The organism is Stenotrophomonas sp. 86156_Sma, from assembly GCF_056481625.1.
The window spans coordinates 2176302-2189112 of the sequence record NZ_CM151157.1; the positions used below are offsets into that span (position 1 = coordinate 2176302).

Annotated in this window: 12 protein-coding genes; 7 read left to right on the top strand and 5 right to left on the bottom strand. The window is 65.4% G+C overall.

The features are described 5' to 3' along the window. Positions 1 to 651: 651 nt before the first annotated feature. Positions 652 to 1434: a 3-hydroxybutyrate dehydrogenase gene (locus tag ACZK33_RS10270; protein ID WP_478454961.1), complete on the top strand. Its 783-nt coding sequence runs from the start codon at positions 652 to 654 to the stop codon at positions 1432 to 1434. 72 nt (positions 1435 to 1506) lie between these two features. Here ACZK33_RS10270 and ACZK33_RS10275 read toward each other — a convergent pair whose 3' ends face one another. The 3 genes from ACZK33_RS10275 to ACZK33_RS10285 are packed head-to-tail and all read right to left on the bottom strand — an operon-like array spanning position 1507 to position 2749. Continuing rightward, positions 1507 to 1965 carry an SRPBCC family protein gene (locus tag ACZK33_RS10275; protein WP_032129304.1) on the bottom strand — a complete coding sequence of 153 codons (459 nt, stop codon included), beginning with the start codon at positions 1963 to 1965 and terminating at the stop codon, positions 1507 to 1509. 2 nt (positions 1966 to 1967) lie between these two features. Next, positions 1968 to 2282, bottom strand: a complete 315-nt coding sequence (locus tag ACZK33_RS10280) for an ArsR/SmtB family transcription factor (protein WP_423174696.1) — start codon at positions 2280 to 2282, stop codon at positions 1968 to 1970. An 11-nt stretch (positions 2283 to 2293) separates the two neighbouring features. Beyond that, the gene (locus ACZK33_RS10285; protein WP_423174697.1) at positions 2294 to 2749 is read right to left on the bottom strand and encodes an SRPBCC family protein; all 456 of its coding nucleotides are present in this window, start codon (positions 2747 to 2749) and stop codon (positions 2294 to 2296) included. Between the two features lie 164 nt (positions 2750 to 2913). Here ACZK33_RS10285 and ACZK33_RS10290 point away from each other — a divergent pair, with 164 nt between their 5' ends. After that, entirely contained in the window at positions 2914 to 3438 is a 525-nt protein-coding gene (locus tag ACZK33_RS10290; protein ID WP_478454964.1) for an N-acetyltransferase family protein, read from the top strand. A gap of 141 nt (positions 3439 to 3579) precedes the next feature. Further along, on the top strand, positions 3580 to 5349 hold the full coding sequence (locus ACZK33_RS10295; RefSeq protein WP_423174699.1) for an oleate hydratase: 1770 nt from the start codon (positions 3580 to 3582) through the stop codon (positions 5347 to 5349). Between the two features lie 43 nt (positions 5350 to 5392). Here the strand turns inward: ACZK33_RS10295 and ACZK33_RS10300 are convergent, their stop codons facing one another. Both ACZK33_RS10300 and ftrA read right to left on the bottom strand, forming a co-directional pair. Next, a complete protein-coding gene (locus ACZK33_RS10300; RefSeq protein ID WP_423174700.1) occupies positions 5393 to 6664 on the bottom strand; it encodes a hypothetical protein in 1272 nt (423 codons plus the stop codon). A gap of 65 nt (positions 6665 to 6729) precedes the next feature. Next, positions 6730 to 7731 carry a transcriptional regulator FtrA gene (ftrA, locus tag ACZK33_RS10305; RefSeq protein ID WP_423174701.1) on the bottom strand — a complete coding sequence of 334 codons (1002 nt, stop codon included), beginning with the start codon at positions 7729 to 7731 and terminating at the stop codon, positions 6730 to 6732. 312 nt (positions 7732 to 8043) lie between these two features. Here ftrA and ACZK33_RS10310 point away from each other — a divergent pair, with 312 nt between their 5' ends. The 4 genes from ACZK33_RS10310 to ACZK33_RS10325 all read left to right on the top strand — a co-directional run bounded on the left by ACZK33_RS10310 (position 8044) and on the right by ACZK33_RS10325 (position 12796). Continuing rightward, on the top strand, positions 8044 to 10620 hold the full coding sequence (locus ACZK33_RS10310) for a TonB-dependent receptor plug domain-containing protein (RefSeq protein ID WP_423174702.1): 2577 nt from the start codon (positions 8044 to 8046) through the stop codon (positions 10618 to 10620). Positions 10621 to 10702: 82 nt separating this feature from the next. Beyond that, positions 10703 to 11284, top strand: coding sequence for an FMN reductase (gene msuE / locus ACZK33_RS10315; RefSeq protein ID WP_423174703.1), 582 nt, complete (start codon positions 10703 to 10705; stop codon positions 11282 to 11284). A gap of 142 nt (positions 11285 to 11426) precedes the next feature. Continuing rightward, positions 11427 to 11804 (top strand): DUF3088 family protein, encoded by a 378-nt coding sequence (locus ACZK33_RS10320; protein WP_219626372.1) that lies wholly within the window; start codon positions 11427 to 11429, stop codon positions 11802 to 11804. 14 nt (positions 11805 to 11818) lie between these two features. Further along, positions 11819 to 12796 carry an MsnO8 family LLM class oxidoreductase gene (locus tag ACZK33_RS10325; RefSeq protein ID WP_049399089.1) on the top strand — a complete coding sequence of 326 codons (978 nt, stop codon included), beginning with the start codon at positions 11819 to 11821 and terminating at the stop codon, positions 12794 to 12796. Positions 12797 to 12811: the final 15 nt, after the last annotated feature.

Here is a 12811-nt window from a genome sequence, read left to right on the forward strand (position 1 = left end):
GCTGCGCAGGGACCGTAGCTCTGTTCTCGTCACAGCCAGAGGGGATACTGACTTGATTCTGGACCGACGTCTTCACGAACAGCTCAAAGCATGCTTGGATCAGGTACGTGAGACCGGCGGCCATCGAGGAAGATTGCAATGATCAGCAGGAAGTACTGGTTTACCAGGAAAAAGTACGGATGGGGTTGGGGGATGCCGTGCGCGTGGCAGGGCTGGCTTGTGTACGCAGTCGCATTCGGCCTGCTGCTGGCAGGTCCGTTTCTGTTCTCTCCATTTCGCGAGCCCATCGCGTTTCAGCTCTACACGTGGGCCGTAGTGTTGGTCCTCGTCCTTATCTGCTGGATGAAAGGCGCCCCGCCCGGTTGGCGGTGGGGGGAGTAGAACGGCCGCAGAAGCTATTTTCGGACCTGTTCGATTTCGATCCGCCGGGCAAAGCATGGATGCATTGCCCTATGTCGGAGTCGGACAGTATCGCTAGGAGGCCACGACTGTGCCCCCTCTGAGGTGTACCGTCCGTTTTGAATGAACGCTGGACACTTCCCTCGGCGGGTACCTAACGCGTTCTAACCGTTGATTGACCAAGGTAGCTTCGCTTAAAGGGGCGCGCCGGTGAAGCTACACTCGCCACCTACGCCCAATGGAAGCTCGCCCATGTTCAGTGGAAAGGTTGCGGTGGTTACCGGCTCCACCAGTGGTATCGGCCTTGGCACCGCCACCGCGCTGGCGCGGCAAGGCGCCGATATCGTGCTGAACGGCTTCGGCGATGCGGCGGAAATCGAACGCATCCGCACCAAACTGGAAGCCGAGTTCGGCGTGCGGGTAGCGCACGATGGCGCGGACCTTTCCCGTGGCGAGGCAGTGCGCGGACTGATCGCCCACGCCGTGGCGACGATGGGGCGCATCGACATCCTGGTGAACAATGCCGGCATCCAGCACACCGCGTCGATCGAGGAGTTTCCGGTCGAGAAGTGGGATGCGATCCTCGCGCTGAATCTCTCGGCGGTGTTCCATGCGACGGCGGCGGCTTTGCCCCACATGAAGCAGCAGGGCGCCGGCCGCATCATCAACATCGCATCGGTGCACGGACTGGTCGGCTCAGTGAACAAGTCGGCCTATGTGGCGGCCAAGCATGGCGTGGTCGGCTTCACCAAGGTGACAGCGCTGGAGAACGCGGGCACCGGCATCACCGCCAATGCGATCTGCCCGGGGTGGGTGCGGACGGCGCTGGTCGAGCAGCAGATCACCGCGTTGGCCGAGCGCGAAGGCACGGATCAGGAGACCGCTGCGCGTGCGCTGCTGGCTGAAAAACAGCCGTCGTTGCAGTTCGTGACGCCCGAGCAGCTGGGCGAGGTGGTGGTGTTCCTGGCTTCGGACGCGGCGGCGCAGATCACCGGCACGGCGTTGCCGGTGGATGGGGGTTGGACGGCCCGCTAGCGGACCGGCATCGGCCGCGTTGCCGACGCCGCAGCGGCCAAGGCGCCTGCGGCGTCGTCCCGGCGCAGCCGTTTACTGCGGCTTGGCAAACACATCCAATCCCTTGCCGGTCTCCAACAACGACTTCAGGCTCGACAGCACGATCGGCCAGCCCTGGCGGATGCCGGTATCCATGCCGCTGCCCGGTTCCAGTTCGTCGTGGGTGACGGTCAGCCGCACCATGTCCTGGTAGGGCACGATGTCGAAGGTGACGCGGCTGTAGGCATCCGGGTTCTCCGCCTGCGAGGCGGCGGCCCAGGTGATGACCAGTCGCGAGGGTGGGGTGCTTTCCACCACTTCGCCCACCAGTTCGACCGAGCGCGTTTCGTTGGCGCGCACATGCTGCCAGCGCGAGCCGGGCTTCCAGTCCGAGACGTTCTCGTGGCCCCAGTAGCGGCTGGCGATCTCGGGGCGGGTGATGGCCTCGAACACCTTCTGCGGCGTGGAGGCGATGTAGATCACGTGGATGAAGCGGGTGGACTCTGCGGACATCGTCATTCTCCTTCCAGTTCTCGTTTCAGGTCATGCAGCAGGCTCAGGCGCTGGTGCTCGAACTTGCGTACCCAGCGCTCGTAGACTTCGTGCAGCGGCACTGGGTTGATGAAGTGCAGCTTCTCGCGGCCACGGCGCACGGTGCTGATCAGGTTGGCGTCTTCCAGCAGGCCCAGGTGCTGGGTGACCGATTGCCGGGCCATGTCCAGGTGCTCGCACAGCTGGCCGAGCGTCTGCCCGTTGTCTTCGCAGAGCAGGTCCAGCAGCGTCCTGCGCGTGGGGTCGGCCAGTGCCTTGAACACCTTGTCTGCATTCATGCGGGGCGTCTTCAATTCCAGTTGTCGATCCTGATGTCGTGTGGGTTGGGCTGGCCCTTGCCGGATTCCACCAGCGCTTTGAGGCTGAGCAGGAAAACCGCCCACTTGGTACTGCAGTGCGAGGTGAACTCGACGCGTTCCTTCCAGCCTTCATGGGTGAACAGGACGATGCAGTAGTCACCTTCCTGTTTCAGCACGAAGCGCGCGTGGGTGCCGATCCATTCAGCAGGGCCGGCGAGGAACCACCAAAGCACGAGCTCGCCTGGAACAAGCTGCTCAAGTTTCATTTCCATGGCGCCGATTTCCTGGCCGTTGTTCGTGAAGCGAACCTTGACCGTCCCGCCGGCCACGCGGTCGCCATGGGTGTCTTCAGCCCACCAGGCGGCGACGCCTTCGGGGGTTGCCAAGGCCTCGTACACTTGGCTTGCATGGGCCTTGATGCCGACCCTGTGTGCGATATCGACCATTGCAGGTTCCTCGCGGTGGGCGGACAGGCGCCGTCCTTGGGTGGACTATAGGCAGGTAAATGCCTGCATGTCAAATCCGGCTCACGGACTTCCAGCCCTGGTAGTGCCGGCCGCTGGCCGGCATCCTCGTCGCAATTGATTGAAGCGTTGAAAGGAATGCGCACATGACTGAAGCTGGAAAGGAAATCTTGAACATCCGCCGCGCCAACGTAGACGATGCCCCTGCGGTGCTGGCGCTCTTCGACGAAGTCATCGAATGGTTCGTGTCCATCGGCAACCTGCAGCAATGGGGCAGTGAGCCATGGTCCACGATGCCGCGCCGGATCACCCAGGTGACCGATGCGTGCGCGCTGCCGGGTGCATGGGTGGCGCAGAACGAGCAGGGTGACGTGCGCGCGTTCCTGGCGCTGGGCGAGTCGATGCCCTATGTGCCTGCGCCCACCGGCCCGGAACTGTATGTACGGGTACTGGTGGCATCGCGTGATGCGCGCGTGCGTGGCATCGGCCGGCGCCTGATGGCCTTTGCCGATGAGCAGGCGCGCGCTGCCGGGCTCGACCATCTGCGTGTGGACTGCTACGGCGGTGGCAACGGTGATCTGGTGCGCTTCTATGAGACCTGCGGCTACACGCGCATCGCGCCGTTCAATGTGGATGGCTGGCCGGGCATGCTGCTGGGGCGAGAGCTCTGACGTGGCTGCGTCATTCGGTCGCAGCGTGCGTGCAGGAAACGGTACATCGGTTCGGCGCTAGAGTAGGGGCATGACCTGCATGGAATGGCTGTGTCATTCCACTGCGGGTTCCTGATGACCCCCTCCAGGAAGGAGCAACGCATGTACTACAGCAGTGGCAACTACGAAGCCTTTGCGCGCCCGCGCAAGCCCGCCGGTGTCGATGACAAGCGCGCATGGTTCGTCGGTTCGGGCCTGGCCTCGCTGGCCGGCGCCGCGTTCCTGGTGCGCGACGGCCGCATGGCCGGTGAGCGCATCACCATTCTCGAGCAGCAGCAGATTCCCGGCGGCGCGCTGGATGGCCTGAAGGTGCCTGAAAAGGGCTTCGTGATCCGCGGCGGCCGCGAGATGGAAGACCACTTCGAGTGCCTGTGGGATCTGTTCCGCTCGATTCCGTCGCTGGAGATCGAGGATGCCAGTGTGTTGGACGAGTTCTACTGGTTGAACAAGGATGATCCGAACTATTCGCTGCAGCGTGCCACGATCAATCGCGGCGAAGATGCGCACACCGACGGCCTGTTCACCCTGACCGAGCAGGCGCAGAAGGACATCATCGCGCTGTTCCTGTCCACCCGGCAGGAGATGGAGAACAAGCGCATCGACGAGGTGCTGGGTCGCGACTTCCTGGACAGCAACTTCTGGCTGTACTGGCGCACCATGTTCGCCTTCGAGGAATGGCATTCGGCGCTGGAGATGAAGCTGTACCTGCACCGCTTCATCCACCACATCGGCGGCCTGCCGGATTTCTCGGCGCTGAAGTTCACCAAGTACAACCAGTACGAATCGCTGGTGCTGCCGCTGGTGAAGTGGCTGCAGGACCAGGGCGTGGTGTTCCAGTACGGCACCGAGGTGACCGACGTCGACTTCGATCTGGCGGCCGGCCGCAAGCAGGCCACGCGCATCCACTGGACGCGCGAGGGCGTGGCCGGTGGCGTGGATCTGAGCGCGGATGACCTTGTGTTCATGACGATCGGTTCGTTGACCGAGAACTCGGACAACGGCGACCACCACACGGCTGCGCGATTGAATGAGGGGCCGGCGCCTGCCTGGGACCTGTGGCGCCGCATTGCCGCGAAGGACGAGGCCTTTGGCCACCCGGACGTGTTCGGCGCGCATATCCCGCAGACCAAGTGGGAATCGGCGACGGTGACCACGCTGGATGCACGCATTCCGGCCTACATCCAGAAGATCGCCAAGCGCGACCCGTTCAGTGGCAAGGTAGTGACCGGCGGCATCGTCAGTGTGCGTGACTCGCGCTGGTTGATGAGCTGGACGGTGAACCGCCAGCCGCATTTCAAGAACCAGCCCAAGGATCAGATCGTGGTCTGGGTGTATTCGCTGTTCGTGGATACGCCTGGAGACTACGTGAAGAAGCCGATGCAGGACTGCACCGGCGAAGAGATCACCCGCGAGTGGCTGTACCACCTGGGCGTGCCGGTGGAGGAGATCGACGAATTGGCCGCGACCGGCGCGAAGACAGTGCCGGTGATGATGCCGTACATCACCGCGTTCTTCATGCCACGCCAGGCCGGTGATCGGCCGGACGTGGTGCCGGAGGGTGCGGTGAACTTCGCCTTCATCGGACAGTTCGCCGAATCGAAGCAGCGCGACTGTATCTTCACCACCGAGTATTCGGTGCGTACACCGATGGAAGCGGTGTACACGCTGTTAGGTATCGAGCGCGGTGTGCCCGAGGTGTTCAATTCCACCTATGACGTGCGCTCGCTGTTGGCGGCGACCGGTCGCCTGCGCGATGGCAAGGCGCTGGATATTCCCGGGCCTGCGTTCCTGCGCAACCTGCTGATGAACAAGCTGGACAAGACCCAGATTGGTGGCCTGCTGCGCGAGTTCAAGCTGGTGCAGGAGGACTGAGCGTGCGTCAGCGTGGAGGGGAACGCGCCGGCAACACCGCGGATCAGTCTGCCAGCACGGTACCCGCTCGTTCGCCATAGGTCGCCCTCGCGCTGCCACACACCGCGTAGGTGGCAGCGCTGGCTGGCAGGCCAGTGGCCTTGATGCCGCGCCGCGAATCGCCGTCAAACACTTCGGCGTAGCGTTCGGCGGCCAGCGCGTCATCGGGCAGCATGTACAGCAGGACGCGCTGCAATGTGGACTGCCCGTGCAGTGGCTGCGGCTGCCGGAACGCGGGCACCTGCACGCGCGCGCTGTGCCACCGCGTCGGCGCGTCTGCAGTCTGCCAGCGTACCTGCAGGGGCAGGTTGAGCGGCAACAGCGCGGGGCTGACCGGGTAGCCGTAGGCCGTGCAATCCCGGGGCGCTTCCGGGATGTTCGCGATGGCCCCGTCGCCGATGTCCAGTGTGAGGCCATTGATTTCCACCCGAAGGATGGGCGCACTGCTGTAGTTGTGGATCTTGAACAGCGTCAGGCCTTCGAAGCGGCTACGCTCCAGATCATCGGTGGTGAAGCCACTGAGGCGTGCGAGTGCGGGCGCGACCTCTACGTGATCGCTGTAGTGGTAGTAGATATGCACGAGCTCGGGTGTACCCGCGCGTCGCCAGGCCGCATTGAATGACGCAAGCTCGGGGTACGGCCGACGGACCAGCGGCACATCGGTGACGGCGCGATCTCCAGACGGTGTGGTGTAGCGGTAGTGGTCGACGGAGGGCTTCAGGCGCGCATCTTCATATGGGAACCCCCTGTCTGCATCGGACTGCGGGTTGGGGTAGCGGTGGAAGGCCATGAACCGCTCGGGCAGGTCGTCCTGCATGGGCAGGTCCGGGCCAGCGCCAGAACCGGTGGATGCATACGGCGAGGTGTCCAGCCAAAGGGGTTGCCCGCTGAGGTTGACGTGCAGCTCGGCGATGGACGCACGTGAGCCGCCGGCCAGGCTGTCCACACTGCCTTGCAGGACGTGCCACAGTGGAATGATGAGCATGGCGGCGGCGGTTGGCACGAACATCAGCAGGTGTATGCGGCCCGGTACCTGCCCGCGCTGGCGCACCATGTAGCGCAGCCAGGCCAGCACGAGCACCAGCAGCAACGGGACGGCGACCCAGATCGCGATGGTGGCCAGCGCCACGACGCCCCAACCCAGGTTGGGGGTGGCCACGGCAATCAACGAGAGCGTGGCGATCAGTGCCGCCAACAGCAGCGATACGCCGATTCCGACGCGGTAGGTCCTGTAGGGGCTGTCGGTCATCACCGGTCCGTCGGCAGTGCGGGGCATGCCCCTATCTTGCAGCGCAGGTGCCTGCGTGGAAAGGCCGGGAGCGGGGACAGGGGGGCCGGGGCTCAGCAGCCGACCAGGCGGTCCGCACTGATGCCGTTGCGATGCTGGCTGCGGTACTCGGTGGGGCTGGCATCGACCTGGCCACGGAAGTGCCGACGGAACGACTCCTGTGAACCAAAGCCGGCCTGCTCGGCAATCCACTGCAGTGGCCGGTCGGTGGTTTCCAGCAGCTCACGCGCGAAGGTCACGCGCTCGCGGATCAGCCAATCGATGGGCGACAGGCCGGTGGCTTCCAGGAACTGCCGCTGCAGGGTGCGCTGGCTGAGCGCGGCCTGCTCGGCGAGGCTGCCTAGCGAGTGCGGCTCGCGCAGGTTACGGCGCATCCACTCCATCAGCTTCGCCAACCGCGTGGGCTCGCCGTTGGGGATGGCCCGGCTGACGCGCTGGCTGCGCCCGGCATCACGCCAAGGTGCCAGCACCAATCGCTCGGCCACCAGATTAGCCACGCGCGCGCCGTAATCCTTGCGCACCATGTGCAGCATCATGTCCATGCCGGTGGCCGAGCCGGCCGAGGTGATGATGCTGCCGGTGTCCACGTACAGCACATCCTCGCGTACGTCGATGCGTGGGAACTCGCGCGCGAGCGCTTCGGTGAGGCGCCAGTGGGTGGTGGCCTCGCGGCCATCGAGCAGCCCGGCCCAGGCCAGCACGAACGCACCGGAGCAGATCGACGCGATGCGTGCGCCGCGTGCATGGGCGCGGATCAGTGCATCGAGCAGTGCCTGCGGCGGACGCTCGCTGGGTTCGCGCCAACCGGGGATGACGATGATGTCGGCGTCATCGACGCTGCTGAGATCGTAGGGCAGCTGCATCTGGGTGCTGCCGAGCATGCGCAGTGCGCCGGGCTCCCCGGCGCACAGCTGGGTGCGGTACCAGGCCACGCCCAGTTCAGGCCGTATCGGTGCGAACAGGCCGACCGCACAGCCGAACTCGAACAGCCCCTGGCCGTGGCAGGCGACGATGGCGACGAGTGGCGCGGTGGGATCGGCGGGTGGGCTGGGCATGGCTTGATGCTACGGGTGGCGGTGCGTGGCGCAGAGTGGTGCGAGGGCATGAGGTGATGCCTGCGGAGCATGTAGAGCCGAGCCATGCTCGGCTGTTCTTTGTGGCTCAATTGAATGGGCTTCGTCTGGCATTGAGCCGAGCATGGCTCGGCTCTACAGAGAGCAGTGCGCCGGTGCAGGCCGCCTAACGTCATTACCAGCGGTCATGTGGGTGGCCGGATATGACGGTTGGGTGACGCGATCCCGCCTGTCGCCGTGGGTGAACAGGCCCTTGAATGGAAGCGTGTTTCCGGCCCACCCCCACGAGCCCCCATGCCTGCCGCCTACGCCCCAGCCTTGAGCACTCTTGCCGTCCTGATCGCGGCCGTCCTTGCTGCATCACCCAGCCACGCAGCGGAAGCCGATGCAGACCCTGCCACTACTGCAGCCACCGCCAATGTGGCAGCCTCCACGCTGGATGCGGTGGTGGTCACCGGCTCTCGCACCAGCACGCGCACGGTGAAGAACAGCTCCACGCCCATCGATGTGATTTCCGCTGAAGACCTCGCCGCCACCGGTCAGGGCAATCTGCTGGAAGCCCTGCAGCGCAGCCTGCCGTCGCTGAGCCAGATCGGCGGTTACCAGAGCGATCAGGAGAGCCTGATCCGCGGCTATCAGCTACGCAATCTGTCGCCGGGTTACACCCTGGTGCTGGTCAACGGCAAGCGCCGCAACGCCAGCGCCTATGTGAGCGGTGCCAATGGGGGCGGCTTCCCCGGCCATGCGTGGGCGGACCTGGCGTTGATTCCGGTCTCGGCCATCGACCATGTGGAAGTGCTGCGTGATGGTGCCTCCGCCATCTACGGCTCGGACGCGATCACCGGCGTGGTCAACGTGATCCTGAAGTCGCAGGCGCACGGTGGTGATGTGTCGGTGGAGAGCGGGCAGAGCACCGATGGTGATGGTTCGCGAACCAGCGTGCGCGCCAACGTCGGCCTGCCGTGGGGCCAGGATGGCTTCGTCAACCTGTCTGGCGAGACCACCCGCCAGCATCATGCGATCCGTACCCGCCACTACATCGATGGCTACCTGAGTTATCCGGCAGTGGATGGCAGCGGCAATCTGGTGGCGCTGCGGCCGAACAATCGACTGCCGGCCGGCGCGTCGCCGAATCCGGCCGAGGCCAACCGCGATGCCGAGGCCAACACCATCCTCAGCTCGCCTTCGTATGCGCTGAAGGCCTTCGCGGTGAACGTGGGCCATGGCCTGGGCGAGAGCGCGCAGTTCTACGCCAATGCTACGGCCAGTGATCGCACCGCGCAGGCGATCCAGAATTTCCGTCTGCCGGCGACCATCTTCACCACTTACAGGGCTCCCGGCGTGCTGAGCGTGTTTCCTGACGGCTTCCTGCCGGTGCTGGAAACCAAGGAAAAGCAGTACACCGGTACGGCTGGGGTAAAAGGCCAGATCGCGGGTTGGGACTATGACGCCAGCCTGACCGGCAACCGCAGCACCGTGCGCACCTATACGCGCAACTCGGTGAACTACTCGCTGCCATATCCCGGTTCACCCACCGACTTCTATGACGGCAAGCTGGACTACCAGCAGGGCATCGCCAACCTGGACCTGCGCCGCGGCTTCGAGGTGGCGGCGTTTGCTTCGCCGCTGGAGGTGAGCGCGGGCGCCGAGTATCAGCACGAGCAGTACGAGCGCGGCGCAGGGCAATGGGAGTCGTATACCGGCTTCGGCGCTGCAGCCTTCGTCGGCTATTCCACCGCCGATGCGGTGAAGGCTACCCGCAACAGCAAGGCGGTGTACGTGGGTGCGGCCACCAACATCACCTCGCGCTGGTATCTGGATGCAGCCGCGCGTTGGGAAGATCACTCCGACTTCGGCAGTGTCTCCACCGGCCGCCTGACCACGCGCTTCGACTTCACCGACGCGCTGGGTGTGCGTGCCACGGTCAGCAATGGCTTCCACGCGCCCAGCCTGGGCGCGCAGTTCTACCAGGCCACCGGCAGTTGCCCGTGCGGGACCACGCTGGTGGCGCAGGTGTCTTCGCCCGCGGCGATTGCGTTGGGTGCCACACCGCTGAAGCCGGAAAAGGCCACCAACTACAGCCTGGGCGTGACCTGGGACCCGAGCCCGGCGTTCCATCTGGCGGTGGATGCCTATCAGATCGACATCCGCGGCCAGCTCGGCCAGTCCAGCCAGATCGGCTACAACGCGCAGGATCCGGCGCGCGTCACCGACAACAGCGGCACGGTGCTGAGCGCGGCGCAGAAGAACACCATCGACGCACTGCTGGGTTCGGCCGGCATCAGCATCCTGCCGGGTGATGCGTTCTACGCCAGCTACTTCACCAACGTGGGCAATACCCGTACACGCGGTGTGGAGCTGACCCTGGAGGCGAACCAGGAAACCGCGTGGGGCAAGCTGCGCTGGAGTTACGCGGCCAACGTCGGCCGTACCACGATCCAGAAGGTCAGCGACATTCCGACGGCGCTGCAGGGCCTGCCGAACATCAACCTGCTGACCAGATCCAGCGAGTATGCGCTGCGCTTCCGCACGCCCAGCTACACGCAGGTGGCGGGGCTGGGCTGGCAGAACGGGCGCTGGCGCTCGAATCTGGACTTCACCTACTACGGCCCGATCAAGCGCCTGAACAACGGCGTGGAGTACAGGCAGCCGCCGGTGCTGGTGACCAACCTGTCCGGTGGCGTGGAGCTGGGCGCGGGCTGGAGTGCGGCGCTGGGCATCAACAACGTGTTCGACAAGCGCACCCGCAAGGTGCCGGAGTACGCGCGCAGTGCCACCGATGTGGCGAGCATCGAGACCACCTGGGACAGCGGCGATGTGCTGAGCAATGTGGGTGCGTATTGGTTTGGCCGGGTCAGTTACCGGTTCTGAGGTGGGAAGCAGTCGAGCATGGCTCGACTCTACAAAAGCGAAGGGCAGCCGAGCATGGCTCGGCTCTACACGGGAGCAGTTCATGTCTTCTGCATTGAGGGTGGTTGCATTGGTGGGGTCGCCGACCAGCTCGGCGACGTCGCGCACGTTGTTGCTGGTCCGGCATCTGCTGGACTCGCTGCAGCAGCGGGTGCACGCCAGCGTTGAACTGGTGGAGCTGGCGCCGATCGCGCGCGCGCTGGGTCAGTCGCTGTCGCGCGGTGAGGTGGAGCCGGCGGTGGAACAGGCACTGCAGACCATCGAGGCGGCGGAGCTGCTGGTGGTAGCCGCGCCGGTGTATCGCGGCTCGTATCCTGGCTTGTTCAAGCACCTGGTCGACTTCATCGGGCTGGAGGCGCTGGTGGATACGCCGGTACTGCTGGCAGCCACCGGCGGCAGCGAGCGACATGCGCTGGTGATCGATCACCAGCTGCGGCCGTTGTTCAGTTTCCTGCAGGCGCACACGCTGCCGATCGGGGTGTATGCCACGTCCGCCGACTTCGAAGGCGAGCACATCAGCAGCGCGGCCCTGCAGGCACGCATCGCGCTGGCGACCGAGCGTGCGGCCGCCCATCTGGCTGCGCAGGCGCTGGCAGTAGCGGCGCCGCTGCGACGTATTGCCTGACGCCATAACCGACGGCGCTTTGCTTATGGCTACGCCGCATCTGCGTGGCCGGATCTGACCGCCGATTGTCGCCAGCCGTCGCTGCTGCGGCTGCCGGCATCTCTAGCATCGATATCGAAGCGGCATCGCATTGCCGGCCCCGATGAGGACGACCCCTGTGACTTTCGACGCAGCAAGCAAACCCATCCTGTTCCTGCTCGACCGTGAGTTCGAGGACGGCCAGATTCCCGGCCAGCGCTTTTTCTGCCGGCACAGTCTGTTGCTGGAGGGCGCGCTGTCGAGCATCGACGGCTTGGACGCGCAGCTGGACGTGCGCCGCATCGGCTTCGCGCGGCCGCGCCGCGAGGTGATCGCCGAGATCGGTGAGCAGGACCAGTCACTACCCAAGCTGGTGTTGCCGCAGGGCGTGCGCAGCGAACTGGCCAGTGGCGCGCACCAGGACCGCCAGTACATCTCCGGTGCAGAGCCGATCCTGGCCGCGCTGAACGGGTTGCTCGGCATTCCCGTGGCCCACCCCTGAGCGAGGACACGACCATGAGCTATCAGATCAGTGTGCTGGACAAGAGTCCGGTGGCCGAAGGTGCCTCGCCGGAGCAGGCGCTGCGCAACAGCCTGCAGCTGGCGCAGCGCGCCGAACAGCTGGGCTACCACCGCTACTGGTTTGCCGAGCACCACGCTGCACCGACGCTGGCCAGCCCCGCACCGGAAGTGCTGGCTGCGTGGGTGCTGGCGCAGACCCGGCGCATCCGCATCGGCAGTGGCGGGGTGATGCTGCGCCACTACGCGCCGTACAAGGTGGCGGAGAACTTCAACCTGCTGTCGGCGCTGGCGCCGGGGCGTGTCGATCTGGGCGTGGGCAAGGCCCCCGGTGGCCTGCCGGCTTCGACCGCCGCGCTGGCGGCCGGGCGTCCGGCGTTCGCCGACTTCGACCAGCAACTGCGTGACCTGGAAGGCTATCTGTCCGGCGCCGACACCGAGGCACAGGCTCGGCCGGTTCCGCAGCAGGCACCAGAGCGCTTCCTGCTCGGGGCCAGCCCGCAGAGCGCGCAGCAGGCGGCCGAGCTGGGCTGGCGCTTCGTCTACGCCGCGCACTTCGATGGTGACCCGAAGCATATCGAGGCCGCCTTCGATGCCTACCGCACCGTTTCTACGCAGCCGCCACTGCTGGCCACGGTGGCGTTCGCCGCACCAACTGCCGAAGCCGCAGCACGTCATATCGGTGCGCTGCGCGTCTACAAGCTGCACCTCGGCCCCGGCCAGACGGTGAATCTGCCCAGTCCCGATGCGGCTGCCGAGTACGCGCGCCAGGTAGGCGTGGCTGACTTTCGTATCGAGGAAACGCGCCCCAGCGTGTTGTCCGGTGATGCGCAGCACGTGCGTGACGAACTGGATGCGCTGCACCGGCGCTTCGGCGTGGGCGAGTTCATCCTCGACGCGCCGGTGGCCGATCTCGACGCACGCCTGACATCCCTTGAACTGCTGTCGCCCGCGCCGCGCGCGGCGGTGGCCTGACCTGCAGGAGCGATT